General features: G+C 66.5%; 14 protein-coding genes and 2 pseudogenes. 6 read left to right on the top strand and 10 right to left on the bottom strand.

The features are described from left to right. Window positions 1-138: 138 nt before the first annotated feature. A complete protein-coding gene (locus BST44_RS10900; RefSeq protein ID WP_083177128.1) occupies window positions 139-1,074 on the top strand; it encodes an SAM-dependent methyltransferase in 936 nt (311 codons plus the stop codon). Window positions 1,075-1,096: 22 nt separating this feature from the next. Here the strand turns inward: BST44_RS10900 and BST44_RS10895 are convergent, their stop codons facing one another. Both BST44_RS10895 and BST44_RS10890 read right to left on the bottom strand, forming a co-directional pair. After that, window positions 1,097-1,549 (bottom strand): hypothetical protein, encoded by a 453-nt coding sequence (locus tag BST44_RS10895; RefSeq protein WP_083177216.1) that lies wholly within the window; start codon window positions 1,547-1,549, stop codon window positions 1,097-1,099. Between the two features lie 51 nt (window positions 1,550-1,600). Beyond that, window positions 1,601-1,906, bottom strand: a pseudogene (locus BST44_RS10890) (alpha/beta fold hydrolase); the annotation flags it as partial. 101 nt (window positions 1,907-2,007) lie between these two features. Between BST44_RS10890 and BST44_RS10885 the strand changes: the two are divergent. After that, a complete protein-coding gene (locus BST44_RS10885; protein WP_083177127.1) occupies window positions 2,008-3,309 on the top strand; it encodes a sensor domain-containing phosphodiesterase in 1,302 nt (433 codons plus the stop codon). Between the two features lie 162 nt (window positions 3,310-3,471). Here the strand turns inward: BST44_RS10885 and BST44_RS10880 are convergent, their stop codons facing one another. The 3 genes from BST44_RS10880 to BST44_RS10870 form a co-directional block, all read right to left on the bottom strand. Then, window positions 3,472-4,476 (bottom strand): GGDEF domain-containing protein, encoded by a 1,005-nt coding sequence (locus tag BST44_RS10880; RefSeq protein ID WP_083177215.1) that lies wholly within the window; start codon window positions 4,474-4,476, stop codon window positions 3,472-3,474. Window positions 4,477-5,040: 564 nt separating this feature from the next. Beyond that, window positions 5,041-5,619 carry an ATPase gene (locus tag BST44_RS10875; RefSeq protein ID WP_083177214.1) on the bottom strand — a complete coding sequence of 193 codons (579 nt, stop codon included), beginning with the start codon at window positions 5,617-5,619 and terminating at the stop codon, window positions 5,041-5,043. A 22-nt stretch (window positions 5,620-5,641) separates the two neighbouring features. Beyond that, entirely contained in the window at window positions 5,642-6,031 is a 390-nt protein-coding gene (locus BST44_RS10870; protein ID WP_083177126.1) for a TA system antitoxin ParD family protein, read from the bottom strand. Between the two features lie 223 nt (window positions 6,032-6,254). Here BST44_RS10870 and BST44_RS10865 point away from each other — a divergent pair, with 223 nt between their 5' ends. Next, the gene (locus BST44_RS10865) at window positions 6,255-6,866 is read left to right on the top strand and encodes an LGFP repeat-containing protein (RefSeq protein WP_083177125.1); all 612 of its coding nucleotides are present in this window, start codon (window positions 6,255-6,257) and stop codon (window positions 6,864-6,866) included. Window positions 6,867-7,111: 245 nt separating this feature from the next. On the opposite strand, the pseudogene BST44_RS10860 reads toward BST44_RS10865, so the two are convergent. From BST44_RS10860 to BST44_RS10840, 4 genes and pseudogenes are all read right to left on the bottom strand, one after another. Next, window positions 7,112-8,506: pseudogene (locus BST44_RS10860) on the bottom strand (GMC family oxidoreductase); the annotation flags it as partial. A 585-nt stretch (window positions 8,507-9,091) separates the two neighbouring features. Next, window positions 9,092-9,322, bottom strand: coding sequence for a DUF6400 family protein (locus BST44_RS10850; protein ID WP_244184778.1), 231 nt, complete (start codon window positions 9,320-9,322; stop codon window positions 9,092-9,094). Window positions 9,323-9,597: 275 nt separating this feature from the next. Then, entirely contained in the window at window positions 9,598-10,434 is an 837-nt protein-coding gene (locus BST44_RS10845) for an acyl-CoA thioesterase (protein WP_083177123.1), read from the bottom strand. A gap of 26 nt (window positions 10,435-10,460) precedes the next feature. Then, window positions 10,461-11,474 carry a CobW family GTP-binding protein gene (locus BST44_RS10840; RefSeq protein WP_083177122.1) on the bottom strand — a complete coding sequence of 338 codons (1,014 nt, stop codon included), beginning with the start codon at window positions 11,472-11,474 and terminating at the stop codon, window positions 10,461-10,463. 264 nt (window positions 11,475-11,738) lie between these two features. On the opposite strand from BST44_RS10840, the gene BST44_RS10835 reads away from it, so the two are divergent. Beyond that, window positions 11,739-13,328 carry a PPE family protein gene (locus BST44_RS10835; protein ID WP_083177212.1) on the top strand — a complete coding sequence of 530 codons (1,590 nt, stop codon included), beginning with the start codon at window positions 11,739-11,741 and terminating at the stop codon, window positions 13,326-13,328. 29 nt (window positions 13,329-13,357) lie between these two features. On the opposite strand, the gene BST44_RS10830 is transcribed toward BST44_RS10835, so the two are convergent. Continuing rightward, window positions 13,358-14,725 (bottom strand): aldehyde dehydrogenase family protein, encoded by a 1,368-nt coding sequence (locus BST44_RS10830; RefSeq protein ID WP_439330709.1) that lies wholly within the window; start codon window positions 14,723-14,725, stop codon window positions 13,358-13,360. Window positions 14,726-14,863: 138 nt separating this feature from the next. Between BST44_RS10830 and BST44_RS10825 the strand changes: the two genes are divergently transcribed. After that, window positions 14,864-15,793, top strand: a complete 930-nt coding sequence (locus BST44_RS10825; RefSeq protein ID WP_083177210.1) for an alpha/beta hydrolase — start codon at window positions 14,864-14,866, stop codon at window positions 15,791-15,793. Between the two features lie 206 nt (window positions 15,794-15,999). Then, window positions 16,000-16,608 carry a TetR/AcrR family transcriptional regulator gene (locus BST44_RS10820; RefSeq protein WP_083177121.1) on the top strand — a complete coding sequence of 203 codons (609 nt, stop codon included), beginning with the start codon at window positions 16,000-16,002 and terminating at the stop codon, window positions 16,606-16,608. Window positions 16,609-16,709: the final 101 nt, after the last annotated feature.

Below are 16,709 nucleotides of genomic sequence, written 5' to 3'. Positions count from 1 at the left end.
GGGGCCGTTGGCGCCTGCGCCGCGGGCCACTCTGCATCGAGTCAGATTATGCCGCAACGTAACTCAGTTGCACGCCGCTGCAGGCGGAGCGCCCGGTAACCAGTTGTAGCGTATCCAGGCAACTTTCGGAGTTTTGCGATGACACAACCCAACGACGGCGCCTGGGATCCGGCCACCGGCGTCGGAACCACGGCCACACTGGCGGCGGCGGCAAGGGCCGTCGCCACGAGGGACGGAATCATCAACGATGTATTCGCCGAGCCGTTGGTCCGCGCGGTTGGTGTGACGTTTCTGACTCGCTGGGCCAACGGTGAACTGGTCGCCTCGGACCTGGACGCCGAGGGCAGCCCATGGGGTCTGGCGCAGATGCCTACATCGATTGCGGCCCGCACGCGGTACTTCGACGAATTCTGTGCCGACGCCACCGCGGCGGGCATCCGCCAAGTCGTCATCCTCGCTTCGGGCCTGGACACTCGTGCCTATCGACTCCACTGGCCGAAGGGGATGACGGTGTTCGAGATCGACCAGCCGGCCGTCATCGAGTTCAAATCCACGACGCTGGCCGCACTGGGCGCCGAGCCGGGTGCCGATGTGCGCACGGTGGCAACCGATCTGCGCGAGGACTGGTCGACAGCACTGAAACAGGCGGGCTTGGAGACCGGCAAGGCCACGGCGTGGATCGCCGAGGGTCTGTTCGGCTATTTGGCGCCCAAGGCTCAGGATCGGCTGCTCGATGCCGTCACTGCGCTCAGCGCTCCGGGGAGCCGGCTGGCAAGCGAGGCCGTGCCGAATACGGCCGACATGGACCCCGACGCAGCGCGCGAACTCATGCGTGAGGCGACGGCGAAGTGGCGCGAGTACGGCTTCGAACTCGACTTCGACGTGATCGAGTTCGAAGGCGAGCGGCACGGCGTCGGCTCGTACCTCGAGGCGCACGGCTGGACGTCGATCGCAACGCCAATGGCCGAGCTGCTCGCCGGTCACGGGTTGGAGGCGATCGCGCGGGCCGACGATGATCGACAAACGATGAACGGCGTCACCTACTACACGTCGACGCTGGTTAGAAGCCGTTAGGGGCGGCTTGTGGGAAGCGCGTTCACCGCCCACTGGGGCATGCGCGTGCCAGAGTTGCCATTTCGTCGCCGAACTCGCGGTTAACCCGGCCCGCGGCTTTCGCCGATGGCGGCAGTTCCACCTTCAGCGGGTCTTGCTTGCCCAGGTCGTCGTTCACCTGCTTGGCGTCTTTCATGAACTCTCGCGCCAGCGCCGCGGCTCGTTGCGCGTGGGCGGCCAGGCCAGGCGCGGTCACCTGGTTCGCGCGCTGCTGAAGGCCGTCCAGCCATGCCTGGTAATCGGCGTCAGCGGGTATCACGTCTTGTTCATAGGAGCCCGCCGGCGCGAACCGCGTCTTGGCCTTCAACGAAGCCTGCGTGTCGCGGTCGAAGTCGATGAATTGCCGCACACTCCAACAAGGTTGTGCGCGCTGGTCGATGCGCCACGCGACGACCACACCGGCGGCTGCCGCGGCCACGCACACGATCGTCAGCAACCGGCGGGCGGTCCTGCGCGTACCGAGGCTGTTCGGGGCCACGCGACCAACCTAACCGTTGATCGCGCCGCGTGGCTCGACGTCGACGGCGATGAACGCGAGCAGGTCCGGATTGAGGACGTCCGCGTGCGTCGTCAGCATGCCGTGCGGGTAGCCGGCATAGGTCTTCAACGCGCCGTTCTGGAGCAGTTCGACCGCTCGGGGCACCGCGCTGGCGAACGGGACGATCTGATCGTCGTCGCCGTGCATCACCAGTACCGGAACGGTGATCGCGCGCAGATCCTCTGTGTAGTCCTGCAGCCAGGAAAACACGGTCTCATAGTGCGCGTGGGCGCTGCCGGACATGCCCTGTCGCCACCCGCTCCCGCGAGGATTGCGTTCAATTTTGAATCTCGTCCCCGTCGGGAGGGCGGTCGTTATCGTCAATCTCGCAAGCCCTATACGCCGGTGGAAACGGGGTGAATGTGGAGAGCCTGGTTCAGGCGCTGGCCGCGTCAATGGATCCAGCGTCTTTGATGGGGCGTGTTGCTGAGCAGGCTTGTGCGTTTATGCAGAAAGCTGATGGGGCGGCCGTCACGCTACTTCGTGCCTCCGATAACGCCTACGTGACCGTCTCCGGGCACGGCGTGCTAGCGACTACGCCCGGCTTCGTGGTGCCCAAACAGAGCAGTATTCAGGGCCACGCGGCGCGGGAGAAGCATCCGAAGCTGATCGACGATTCCTGGGTAGACCGGCGACTGCCGCCGCGCGTTCGTGCGATGAACAAACAGTGGGGCACTCGGTCATGGGCGGCCATTCCCCTGATGTACAACGACGATGCCATCGGTTCACTCCTGCTGGCAGCGACCGCACCCGGCACGTTCACTGACGCAGACGTCGACGCGATGCTCGATATCAGTGAGTTCGTTTCCGCCGTGATCGGCGCCCAGTCGCAACTCACGTCGCTGCTGACCCATGTGATGACGGACAGCGAGGATCGCGGGCAACGCGCCCTCACAGCGCGATTCATCGCCTCAGTGATGTTGCCCGAAGCAGTAGAGACCGAGGGGCTGCAAGATCGACTGGACGCACTGTTGGCGCAGCCGAACGCGCTCAGTGCCGTCTTCCAACCCATCGTCCATCTAGCAAGCGGCACGACGATTGCCTACGAGGGGTTGATTCGCTTTCCCTCGTCGTCGGAGTTAACCCCCACGCAATGGTTCAGCGCTGCCCGGCGCCTGGGCCGAGGTCTCGAACTAGAACACGCCGCTTTGCGCACCATCCTGAGCGCTGCTCACCGCATCCCCAGCGATAGCCCGGTCGCCGTCAACCTGAGCCCGAACGCCACGCTGGAGCCGGCCAATCAAGACCTGCTTGAGGCCCAGGACAGGGCCTTGATCGTCGAAATCACCGAGCACGAACCGTTTCCCGATGACCTGGGCGCGGGCCTGAAGCATTTGCGTAATCGCGGCACATCCATCGCAGTCGACGATGCCGGTGCCGGATACGCCAGCTTCACCCAACTGCTGCGGCTACGCCCCGACATCATCAAGATCGACGGCGAGTTGATCGCCGGCATCGACGACGATCCGGTCAAACGTGCATTGGCGACCGCACTGAACGCACTGGCATCCGAGCTGCACGCGAAATTGGTGGCCGAAGCCGTGGAGACACCCAGTCAGCTTCAGACGTTGATTCGTCTCGGCATCGAATACGGCCAAGGTCTTTATCTCGGGCGGCCTCAACCAGGCGCTGTGCCGTGCCCAGGCACGCCCTGTTGAACTCGCCCAGCTCGCCATTACGGTCGGAGCACACCCGCGGATTGCGAGGAATAACAGCGGTATTGCGAGTGGGTAAGTAAATCCATTGCAGCGGCAGGCCAATATGTCCCGCGAGACAGCCAGTCGTTGTGCCCGTTGCTGCCGGCCGTGCGCCGACGGCGCTTACGAGCCTGGAAGCGCGCAGTCGTCCAAACGTGTCTCGGGAAATCGTTTGCGCTTGGCGGCATAGAGGTTGGCGTCGGCGGACGCAAGCAGCGCGACGATGTCGGCGCTCTCGCCAGGCTGCGATGCGGTGCCGACGCTCGTGTTCGGGGTGTGCAGCCGGACGCCGGCGAGGAACTGCTTCACCGCGGTGGCCGGCACGGAATCCGCGCGCTCGACGATGCAAAAGGCAAACTCATCGCCACCGAGCCTGGCCAGAACGGCATTGCGTGGCGACAGCTCTCGCCAGCAGGTCGCGCAGCGGATCAGGTGCTCATCGCCGGCGAGATGCCCGTCGGTGTCGTTGATCTGTTTGAAGTTGTCGATGTCCACCGCGATCACGGTGACGGTGACCGCACTCGACCGGGATCGTGCGAGCAGATCGGCGGTGGCGATTTCCCAGCCGGCTCGGTTGAGCAGTCCCGTCAGTGTGTCGGTGCACGCCGCGGCCACCAGGGTCCGCGTCAGCAGCCCGAAGGACTCGGCGGCCCCGACGATGGCGATCACGAAGATGACGTAGTCGAGATACAACTTTGCCGCGTGCGCAAATGCAAGGGCGAGAACACACGCGACGGTGAGCACGCCGACCAGCAACGCACCGCGGCGCGGGGTGTAGAACGCACGCAGGTACATCGCCAGGAACATCGGCGCGATGAGGCAGGCAAATTCGGCAGTCATCTCATGGTGGAAGGCCATCACCAGGGGTGTGGCCACGATGGCGGCCGCCGTTGCCGGTGCCGGTTTGTCGGGCCGGATGGCCAACCAGGCCAGGGCCGCCAATCCGAGGACGATCGCCGCGATTCCTCCGGTGGGATTTCCCGGGACCAAGCCCTGATGGACCGGAATCAGATTGCCGAAAACCACGCCGTAGGTGTAAAGAAATGTGGTCGTGCCCAAGTAGATCCGCAGCAACCGAATCTGGTGTTCGCCGTAAAAGCCGTTCCCGGCGTCGGCGCGCAACCGCAATCGATTCCGGCGCGCCCTCCGGCGCCCGAGCCGGCTCAGCACTTCCAGGCCCATATCGTCAATCTCCCGATCACCCGCAGTGATACGCGGTGATACCGATGTTCCGCCAATTGTTCACCGGATGCGTTGGAATGCGCACAGCAACTACCTTGTCGGTATCGAACATCATGGCTGTGGAAAAGGCGCTCTAACGGCCGACGCCAGCGCATTGGTGCCGGCTAAGTGGTGACGCGATTCGACAGTTGGGTCTAGAGCCCGCCGGCCAGCGCGGCGTACACGTCGTTGAATCCGCGGACAGACGCGGCGGACAGACGCGGGCCCGGCCAGATTCTCGTGACGCAAACCATTGCCCCCAATACGCGTAGACGGATCAGCCGAGATGCAAGAAGGCAGGAAGGGGAGTGGCCAACGCGATCGCCGTGGGGCAGCGGGCTGATCAGCTGGCGTCGTTTCTCGGTGGGTCCGATTGCTGACGGACGCAACGAGATGGTGTCTGGAAGCGATATCCCGCAGCGATCATGAACCTTCTCCGGAGCCGATCGTGGACAGCTCGAGCAGGCGCACCTAGCCCGGCCAGCGTCGGAATAGCTCCTCGGACGCCCACGCCGGCCACGCTGGTGCGCCGATGACCGTGCCCGCGGTCAGTTGCGCCACAATTCGGGGCCCACTCAAGCGTGAATTGTCGTAAATCGTTGCGGTGTCGACGATCCCGATCGCATCGGCAACCAATTGCCATAATCGACGGTATCGTTCCCGGATCTTGCCCTCGGGGACGTCGTGACCGCCGTGGCGGACGCGCCGCCGCACGCGTTCGACGGCGAGCCCCTCGGGGATCAGCATCACATGCAGGACGGTGACGTAGCCCGCATCGTGGGCGGAGCGGATCAGCTCCAGCTTCGACGGATGGGAGAAGACGGTCTCGGCGATGAACCAGACGCCGGCATCGATCAGCTTGGCGCGGGTATCGGCGGCGATCCGCGCCGCATCGTAGGCGTGCGCGGCCGGGTCGTCGGGCCAACGCTGCTTGGCGATCTCGTCGGCGTTGACGAGCACGCTGCGTGGCAACAACGGCGCCAACGTGAACGCGATGAACGTCGACTTACCAGCGCCGTTCGGGCCGACGACGAGGTCGAGTCGCTTCACCGGCACCTCGCGAAGTCATGGCTCATCCGTCGACGTTGACCACCGAGGTAGTGCCGTCGGGCCGGTACTCGACGATTTCGCCGTCGTCGTTGAGCGCCACGGTGGTGATGCCACGCGCTGACAGCAGGTCACCGTAGTGGGCGGTCGCCAGCGACTCCTCGATAGCGGCCGAGATCTCCGCGTTGAAGACCAGCCCCTCGTCGTCGGACAGGTGGTTGGTGTCCAGATCACCGGCCAGCGCGGCCTCAATACGGCGGCGCGAGGCGGTCTGATGGCTCGACACCGCCCGGCCCACCCGAGCCCAGTGATCGAGTTGCTGCTTGGCCGAACGGCTTTGGCGAGCGCCCTCGGCGGCCGCGCTGTCCACCAGGTCGGCGGCGACCCGCGTGACGCGGTCGGCGGCGTTCGTCATATCGCACCTCCTGTAGCAGGATGCTACGCCTTGTAGCGGAATGCTACAAGGCGTAGGTGACTCGTTGCGGCCCCCGGCTTGCCGTCGGTCACCGCGGCGTAAGTTCGTTGGGAGCCACCGCGGCCGCCCGCGCCACTCAAGTGGTTCGGTCATGGTCTGGGCCGGGCGCGTAGGTCGGTGGCAACTTGACCCACACCACAGGACGACGCGGGGGAGAGAGCCCATGAGAACGATCGCGTATCGCCACCCGGCGGTCGTCGGCCTGGCCGCCGTAGCGCTCATCGCTGTGGGCTGCAGCAATGGCAAGAGCATCGACCGGTCGGCACCACCGCAGGTCGGCGCCAATGCCATCTCCACGTCTAGAACTCCGGCGCGGCCCACCGAGGTCAAGCTCATCGGGGTGGGCGGCATCGAGGTGACCCTTACCGGCCCGATCGCCACCAAATACTCGTCGGCAACCGAGGATCAGAAGAACGCTCTCGGCAAGCCGCTCACGGGTGACCGCAATGCGGGAAAACGGGCAAGTGGCTTGGTATTCCAACAGTTCCAGGGCGGCGTCATCACCGCGAAGAACGACGAGCCGGGCACGCCCGCGTTTATCACCACTGGCAAGGTCCGCGAGGCATGGAATGTCCCGCGGGACCCGAACGGCGTGCCCGCGATCACCACCGGCACCAACGGTTCTGCAGGTCCGCTGGGCTTTCCGACCAGCGACGTGAACGCCGTCGACGATCAGCTCGCGGCCAACTTCGAGCACGGCAGGATCGAGTACAACCCCAAGACCGGCCAGGTCGAGGTGACGGTCAACGGCCAGGCCGTGCCGTCCGGGCTGTAGGCCGAATCACGGCCAGCTGGAAAGCCCTGGGCGCCAAGCGAGGGCTTCATCCATACCCGGGCACGGCCACAGAAACACGTATATCGTCAGCGACCCATTCCGACTGGGTGCGGAATTGAACGCCGGGCCGGTTACTCACGTAGCGACATTACGGTTGCGCACGCGCGGTCGCGCGGCGCAGGGGAGCGGCTTAACCTTCCCCGCTGCCGGGGGACAACACATTGATATCCCAGTGTTAGCCCGACTTATCCCACAATCGCCCGCGCTGCGCGCTCTGCGATGAGCATGACGGGCGCGTTGGTGTTGCCGGAAATGATGGTGGGCATAGCCGACGCGTCGACCACTCGAAGGCCGGCGACGCGATACACGCGGCAGTCAGTGTCGAGCACCGTGGCGGCCGACCGCGGCCGCCCCTGGGCGTCAAAGGCTCCCATCGCGCAGGTGCCCACCGGATGGAAAATAGTCGTACCGAGTTCACCGGCCGCCTTCTGCAATTCATCATCGCTCACCAGTTGCGGACCGGGTAACAACTCCTGTGGGCGGTAGCGGGCCAGAGCCGGCGCCGCCATGATCTGCCGGGTCATCCGGAGGCCCCGCACGGCGGTTTGACGATCGGCGTCAGTCGACAGGTAATTGCAGAAGATCTTCGGGTAGGTCAGGGGATCTGCGCTGGCCATGCGCACATGGCCTCGCGAGCTGGGTCGGAGATTGCAGACCGAAGGAGTAATCGCTCCGAAGGGGTGCAGGGGTTCGCCGAACTTCGGCAACGACAAGGGCTGCACGTGCCACTCGAGATCGGCGCTTTCCAGCGCTGGGTCGCTTTTGGCGAAAGCCCCCAAGGTGGAAGGCGGCATCGTCATAGGCCCTGATCGCAACAGCAGGTACTGAAGTCCCATGCCCGCACGGCTGATCCAGTTCCGGTACAGCGTATTGACGGTCGGGGCGCCCTGCACCCGGTAGACCGTTCGAAGCTGCAGGTGATCCTGAAGGTTTTCGCCCACGCCTGGCAGATCGACGGCCACCGGCACTTGATGCTGGGCAAGCAGGCCGGCTGGGCCGAGACCCGAGACCTGCATCAGATGGGGCGAACCAATAGCTCCGGTGCTCAAGATCACCTCGTGGCGGGCTCGGACGTCGACAATGTGGCCGCCTTTGAGCAACCGCACGCCGATGACGCGGCGCTGCGCCGTCGTCCACGCACCGCGACGCTGATCCTCGTGGACCTGGTCGTCCATCAGAAGCCGCAAGGCCTGGGTCTGCGTGTAGACGGTGAGGTTCGGCCGGTGGGCGATGGGATGCAGGAAGGCATCGGCCATCGACCATCGACGGCCACGCCGCTGGTTGACGTGAAAGTACGCAGAACCGGCGTTGACGCCCCGATTGAATTCATCGATCGGAAAGATGCCGACCTCGGCAGCCGCGGTCTGCCAGGCGTCCAATATTTTCCAGCGCACACGCGGCCGCTCGACGCGGATCTCACCTCCGGCGCCGTGGCAGTCGTCGGCCCCGCCGAAGTAGTCCTCTAGCTTCTTGTAGATCGCCAGTGTCTCGCCCGGGCTGTCCGGGCCACCCCAAAGCCATCGCTCGTCACCGGTAGCCCGTGCCCACAGGCCGTAATCGCTGGCCTGGCCGCGCATGAGGAGCGAGGGTGATACGCAGTGCTTTACTTGACATAATGTCGCTTATCGGCATATAACGCGGACCGCCGCGTCCGCACGACGCGCCCCGGCCGGCCATGCGCCTGGACCTCACCGCGCCCGTCTGGCCATGCCCTTGGAACTCGCGGGCCTTCCTGACCGCGCGATGATCCGCAACGTCGCGATGGTTGGCGTCAGCATTGAGGCCATGACGGCGTCCGGGCATTTACCTGTCCGCGGCCGGCCACCGGCCGATACCGATCGCGACCCTCTCCACCCCCGCCCATCGCCGTCAATACGTCACTGTGACGAATTGAACTGCGGCGGAGCACCATTGGGATGCAGGCGCTGACCGCGCCGTTAGTTCAGGTGTGGCCCCACCGCTTGGGTCGCGTGCGGCGATGCGTGTCGGTCGACCAGAGGTGGCCGCAATCCGAGCACTGCAGGTGCACCACAGTGCCCCTGTTGCTCAGGAGGTATTGCCAGTGCGTAGCGCAGTTACGACTACTTCGGCAATCACCACATCTGGCGCCGTGATCGCAGCACGGGCACGGCAGCCACGCGCGCCGGCCACGGTCGGCGGTCGGATCAATCGGTAACACGAGCAGTCGCCCGTTCGGGTAGCACGCCCGCACGGACCAAGTCGTCGTAGACCCGTTGCTGCTCCTCGTCCAGGTTCGAGTACAGCATTTCGTAGGCCTGCTGCTCCGCGTCAAGCACAGCGATCGGGTCCCAGGCGTCACCCATCGCCGCGAACATCGCGCCGCGCCTGCGCGCCTCATCGAGCGTCAGGTCATAGGCGAAGTCGAGGTCGGCCATCGCGCTCCCAGCCATTAGATAGAAAAGCAAACGAAACAGCAGGATGCCCCGCTGGGCGCTTTTCAAGCTATGACCCGCGTCACTGCTGTCGGTTGACGTGCGTCACACTCGGCCCCGACCGACGGCGCGACGACGTGGGCCCACACCCACGGTGGAGGCACGGGTGGCCCCCTTGCCCCCTCCCGCCTTCCCCAACCCCACCGCAGGCCAATACGTCACTGTGACGAATAACTTTGCGGTGCAGGACTGTTGACGGCGAGCGATCGGTTGTCCGCCTAGCCCGATGCGGCCACCGGCGGCGGAAAGTACATCTCTTGTTCTACCGTGCACACCAGCGCGCCGGTGCGGTTGAACATCGTCCCACTGGCCAGCGCCAGCGAACCAGCGCTGCTCGGCGACGACCGGTCGTAGAGAAGCCAATCCGATAGCACCGCCGAACCGTGAAACCACACCGAATGATCGCGCTGAGCTGACGCCCCGACACCACCGCGTGCGGCATAGGCCGGCTCCGTCAACGTCACCGCCGACAGATAGGCCACCAGGCTGGCTGTCAGCACGGGATCATCGGGAACCTGCCCGTCGGGTCGCCACCACATTCGCGACCGTGCGGGTGGAGCGACCTCGGTGCCGATGATCCGGCGCTCGAACCAGCGCAGGCTCGCCCAACGCCCTTGGGCCCCCTCGTCGGACTCAGCCAGATGTGGCGCCACCCACGGCAGGGACTCCGGGCTGGGGACCTCTGGCATGCGTGGTTGGTAGACGACCTGAGCAGGTGCTGAGTCGGCGGCTTTGAACGAGGACATCGCTTCCATCAGAACCTTGCCGTCTTGGCGCGCTGTGACCCGTCGGGCCGAGAACGTCCGGCCTTCTTGGAGATCAACAACTTCGAAATCCACCGGTCGACGTGAATCGCCCGGGCGGAGAAAGTACGTGTGGACGCTGTGCGGGAGGCGACCCGGCGCGGTGTGGCTGGCCGCCAACAAAGCCTGAGCCGAAATATGCCCGCCGAGAATATGGTTGGCGGGTGCGGGCAGCTGCTGCCCGACGAAGAGCCACTGGCCGCCCCTGTCGAGCTCCAATGTGGCGAGCACGTCGCCGAGCGAAGATGACATCGATTCGTATCTTGCCGGATCGATTCTCACGCGCTGAGGCGCCGGTACCGCGTGAGCCGCCGGAGCGCCTGCGCGGACGCCCGTCCCGGCGCAGTCTGCAGTGCGGTGTCGAGTCGCGCGCGGACATCGTCGATGTCGAGATCCATCCCGATCGCCACCAGGCAGTTGGCCATGGCCCCTGGCGGCGCCGTCCCGATGTGGATTGCACTACCCACCATGTTGGCGACGTAGTCGCGGACGGTCGTGCGGTGCCGCACCGCCACGACGCCTTTCAGCCTGAACACCTGTGCCGGTGGATCTTCGAGAAGGTCGAACAGAGCATCGGGGTCGACGCAACCAGAGCTAGTGACGGTAACGGCATCGGCATGGACGTGGTCGTGGTCATGGTCATGGTCGTCCACCAGGTCCAGAAACGACAGCTGCCCAACCTGCCCGGACGCCGCGGACGCGTCGAAGAGTAGCTCTCGGTCTATCCGTCCGCCCGTGGTACCCACGACGTGCACGCGCGGATTGCGTTCCGCCACACGCTGTGTGACGCGTTGCATCACCGCCGACCGCTCCCCCTCGGGCATTAGGTCAAGCTTGTTGACGACAATCAGCGACGCCGCGCCGTAGCGGACCGGCGACAGCGTGCCGCAGTCGACGGTGTCGAAATGGTGCACGGCATCGACGACGTCGATAAGCCCGCCCGCTCGGACGCCGCGGATGTCACTGAAGGCGATGAGCCGCGCGAGTGCGACCGGATCGGCAAGTCCGCTGGCCTCGACGATGATGGCGTCCAGGCGCCGAGCTGGGTCGGCGAGCTTGATCAGTGCGTCATCGAGCCCACCACCGTCGGGCAGGCAACAGATGCAGCCCCCGGCGATCGAGGCGGGCTCGTCGACCTGGCCGGCCACCAGGCCGGCGTCGACATTGATGTCGCCGAAGTCGTTGACCACCACGCCGATTCGCGTGCCAGGTTGGCGCAACAGGTGATTGAGCAATGTCGTCTTGCCGGCTCCGAGATGACCGGTGAGCGCGATGACGGGTATCGCAGTCAAACCTCACCCTCCGCATCGACGTCCGGACATTCCGAATGCTAACCGGCGCAGCACGCACGACCTGTCGCCCGGGTTCGCCGCCGTTCAGCTTCTAGGACCGCATATACAGTTAATTATCAGCAATCAGCTCCGCATTTGCGGGCAATGATGGCCGTAAACTCCTATCCGCGGCTGACCGAGTGATCCCGACCGGAAGGAGCTGGCGGTGCTTTGCCTCGACGGCGAGACGCGGGTGCAGCGCCGCCCCGCTTGGACGAGCCGACGATGACCGCGCCGGCTTGGATGGCATTTCCGCCCGAAGTCCATTCGATGCTGTTGTCCAGCGGGCCGGGGCCCGGGCCGCTGCTGGCCGCCGCGGGTGCCTGGAACTCGCTGAGTGCCGAGTATGCCGCGGTCGCCGGCGAACTCACCTCGCTACTCGGTGAGGTTTCGGCAGGGGCGTGGAACGGGCCGAGCGCCGCGGAGTACCTGGCCGCCCACGCGCCGTATCTCGATTGGCTAACGCAGTTCAGCACGGCCAGCGCTCGGATGGCCGCCCAGCAAGAGGCGGCGGCGGCCGCGTACACGACGGCGTTGGCCGCGATGCCGACCCTGGGCGAGCTCGCTGCCAATCACGCCACGCATGCGGCGCTCGTGGCGACGAATTTCTTTGGCATCAACACGATTCAGATAGCGCTGAACGAGGCCGATTACTGGCGCATGTGGGTCCAAGCGGCCACGACGATGAGCACCTATCAGGCCGTCTCGACTTCGGTGGTCGCCGCGGCACCCCCGGCCACCGCGACGCCGCACATCAGGAAAGCCGATATGGGCACGGGAGGCATGGGGTCCGGCTCGGGAATGAGCGGCGGAAACCCCTACATCATGGGCACCTCACTCCCCCAAAACCTCCAAGAGTGGCTTCAGGCGCTTTTCCCCTTCAATCCCTTTTCGCCGCAGGGCTGGTCGATGCACCCGAGTTTGTCGATGTTCCTCTCGCGCGTGGAGACGCTGATTCCCATGTACGCGCACAACCCTGCGCAGCTGTTCGAGACGATCGTGATGCTGGCGCTGCAGTTCGTGATTCACCGAACGCTGATGCTGATCAACCTGCTCCTGTTCAACCCGGCCGGACTGCTGAGTTTCTTTCTGAGCAATCCCGTCTACACCCTCGGTCTGGTCACCCCAGTGCTGGCGATTCCTGCCGGAGCGGCGGGCGGCTTGGCGGGGCTGGCCGGCCTGGCCGCGGCGACGCCCGTCCCCGCCCCGGCGCCGACCCCGTTGCCACCGGCGGCGATACCCTTCGACCAGGTACCGTCGATTCCCGCCGCCGCCGAGGCACCGACCGTCGGCGCCGTTCCGTTGCACGCTTCCGCCCCGGCACCGGCGCCGGCCACCGCGGTTGGTGCCGCGGCGCCGCCGGCCCCGCCACCTACGCTAGTGGGACCCGACAGCGCCATGGCCGCCCAGAATGTCGTGTCGCCGTACCTGGTGGGGACGCTGGGCACCGGGACGGAGTCCAGCGTTGCCGCGAAGGCGCGAAAACCGGCCCTGACCGCCGCCGGCGCCGAGGCGACCGCGCCGGTGGCTGCGGCCCCGCGCCGGCAGCCCCGACGTCGCCGCGGGGCGGTACGCGGCCGCACCCACCGGGGCTATCGTTACGAATTTCTCGACGTGGAGCCGGAATTCGCTGCCGCGAGCGACATGGCTCCCGCTTCCGCGACTACCTCTGACCAAGGGGCGGCACCGCTCGGCTCCGCCGGCATTCCCGCCCCGCGCCGCGCCGCCGGATTGACCCGGCTGACCGACGACGAATTCGGCGGCGAAGCGACCGCCCCGATGCTGCCCGCCAGCTGGCCGGCCGAGCCCGGCTGAGGGTCGTCTTCGCCAAGCGGGAGCCGCGCTCAGCCCCCGGGCGCCGACCAGTGCACCACCTTCATGGCGGTCATCTCGTCGAGCAGTTCGGGCCCGAAGCCAAAGCCCGTGCCGCTGGCCCGCCGGGGCTCGGAGGCTCCGCCGGGCGCGCCGCCGAAGACGGCGTTGATCTTCACGGTGCCCACCGGAAGGCTGCGCCACGCCTCCTGGGCATGGGCCATGTTCGCGGTCAGCACGGTGGCGGCCAGCCCGTAGCGGTCATCGGCTGCTTCGGCCACCGCGGCGGCGAAATCCGGGACCACCCGCACCGGCGCGATCGGACCGAACGTCTCTTCGCGCATGACCAGCATGTCGGGGGTGCAGTCGGTCAACACGGTGGGCGGGTAGAACGAGCCGGGACCGGCTTGCGGCTCGCCGCCGACCAGAAGGTGGGCTCCGGCCCGGATCGCCTCTTCGACATGCGCGTGGACGTGTTCACGGTGACGATCGTCAACCAGCGGTCCGATCCGGCCGGCCCACGAAATCGCCTCGTCGATCAGGGCATTGAGGAATGCGTCGGCGGTGGATTGGACGACATAGACGCGCTCCACCGAGACGCAGATCTGTCCGGCGTTGGCGAAGGCGCCCAGCGCGGTCTGGGCGGCCGCCCAGGCCGGGTCCACATCCCCGTCGACGATCAGCGCGTCGTTTCCGCCGTTCTCCAGCAGCGCCTTGGCGCCGCGTTCGGCACAGGCCCGCGCGATCTCTCGGCCGGTCGCGCTGCTACCCACGTGCGCGACGACGTCGACCAGTTCCGCGGCCGCCAACCGTTCCCCGACGGTCCCGTCCCCGTTGACGATCTCGAGCACGTTCGCGGGCAGCCGGGCGGCCAGCAGCTCGGCGAACCGCCGGCCGGTCTGCGGGCAGCGCTCGCTGGGCTTGTGGACGACGGTGTTGCCGGCGACCAGAGCCGCGCCGAGCAAGCCGGCGGCCACCGCGACGGGATCGTTCCACGGCGTGATCACCGCGACCACCCCACGCGGCTGGGGAACCATCAGATCGGTGGCCGACCATCCGCCCTGCAGGGCCTGACCACGATGCAGCGGACCCAGCTGGGCGTACTGCAACAGCGTGCCGATCCCGGCCTCCACCCCGCCACGCGCGTCGTCGCGCAGCTTGCCGGTTTCTCGCTCGTTCAACTCGGCCAGCTCGTCGATCGCCGCGCGGACGTCCTCCGCAGCGGCCGCGATCGCGGCGGCCCTTTCGGCGGGCGGCGTGCGCGCCCAGGAGTCCGCGGCGGCCGCGGCGCGCGTCACCGCGTCATCGCAGTCGGCCGGCTCGGTGATGGGCACCTGCGTGACGGGGTCGCCGGTGCGCGGATCCAGGACGCTGATGATTTTGGTAAGGGTCGAAGCCACGACAGCGGATACCCTGTGCCCGGCCCGGCCAATCAGCCGCCGGAGCCGTCCGTGGCCGGTGGGGCCAAGAACGCCCGGGACATAATCACATTCCTGTATGGTCAGCGTGTCCGCCGGCGCACCGGATTGAGGAATTCGATGGCAAACAGGTTCCCCGACAACGCCTTTACCTCACGGCAGGCGGTGGACCCCGGGCTGCGGAAGATTGCCCGGTTCCTGCCCCGCGGGTACGCGCTGCACCGCGGTCTCAAGGTGCAGCGGGCGGTCATGAACCTCTTCAGTAGCACCGGACGGCTGAGGGACGTGCCGGAACACGCGGTCGACGACCACGTCACCGTCCGGCTGCATCGTCCGGCCGGTCTTCCCGACCGGGCACCGGCACTGTTGTGGGTGCACGGCGGCGGCACCATCATGGGCCACGCGTCCCAGGACGACAAATACCTGCGCAAGCTTTCCCACCGTACCGGCGTCGCGATCGCCGCCGTGGAACACCGGCTGGCGCCCGAGCACCCGTATCCGATCCCGGTCGACGACTGTTACGCGGCGCTGCTGTGGCTCGCGCGCCAATCGTGGGTGGACCCCGACCGCATCGCCGTCGGCGGCGCCAGTGCCGGTGGGCATTTCGCGGCGGCGCTGGCGCAACGGGCCCGCGACCGCGGCGACGTCGCGCTGGCATTCCAGCTGCTGGTGTATCCGATGCTGGACGACCGCACGGGCGCCGACCACGGCAGCCGGCGGCGGATCATGTGGACCGCAACCGACAACCAGTTGGCGTGGCGGTGGTATCTCAACGGCGCCGACCCCGCACAGGCCGCCCCGGCGCGCCGAGTCGACTTGTCCGGCCTGCCGCCGGCGTGGATCGGCGTCGGGACCCTGGACCTCTTCTACGAGGAATGCCTGCAGTACGCGCGTCGGCTACGCGCGGCGGGCGTGCCCGTGCACGAGGAGGTCGTCCCGGGCGCCTTCCACGCCTTCGACCAGATCGTCGAGAAAGCACCGGTGTCGGTGAATTTTTTCACCAGTCAATGCGATCACCTGCGGGACGCCCTGGCCGCCACCCGCGCCTAGCCACCCGTCCCGATCCCTCCCTCGGGGTCGCTCGAAATCAGCCGTGCGCCAGGAGTATTGGTCGCGTCGCACGACGGTCGCTCCGTCGTACCCGCTCCACCCGGCGGCCGCGGCGGCGCGCGATGCCGCCGGCGGCCGCCGAGCCGCGGCAGTCGAATCGGACGCCTTTTGACTGCAAAGTGTGCAGAACGTGCAACTATGGGTGCATGTCCAACCCGGTGGGTCTGCGTGAGCGCCGTCGCCGCCAAACGAGCGCGGACATCCGCGATGCCGCGGTGCGCCTGACGGTGGAACGCGGATACGACAAGGTCACCATCGACGAGATCTGCGCCGAAGCCGGAATATCGACGCGCACCTTCTTCAACTACTTCCCCAACAAGGAATCCGCGATCGCGTACGGCCCATCCGATATTCCCCCCGAGCTGGTGGCGGAATTCGTCGCCGCAGGTCCAGCGCCCTATTCGGTGGTGCTGGCGGAGCTGATCACACTGGCCGCGCACCACCTTCGCGACGTGCCCCCGCGTCGCGAACACGCGGCCCACATGCTGGAGCTGGCCAAGACCTCGCCCGCGGTGCTGGCCGCGTTCCTCGCCGATCTGGAGCGGTTCCAGAATCACCTGACCGACGTGGTCGCCCGCCGCCAGGGCATGCGGCCGGACGACGAGATCGTCGCGTTGATCGCCGCGCTGGCCTTGACCGCGGTGCGCTCCGGTATCGAGCGCTGGTCGAAGGGCGAGGGAGACGATGACGACGACACGCCGATGCCGCACGTCGAGCGCGCCGCCGCGCTGGTCAACAGCATTTTCACCAAGTGATCTGAAACACCGCGAGCGATTGTTGCATGATGTGCAACATATGCACAGTATGTACTATGCTCTTTTTGCGGTACTCGAGGACGCGTTCGCATCGCAAGGCA

Source organism: Mycobacterium scrofulaceum (assembly GCF_002086735.1).
GTDB lineage: Bacteria > Actinomycetota > Actinomycetes > Mycobacteriales > Mycobacteriaceae > Mycobacterium > Mycobacterium scrofulaceum.
This window is presented reverse-complemented; position numbering and strand designations above follow the sequence as displayed.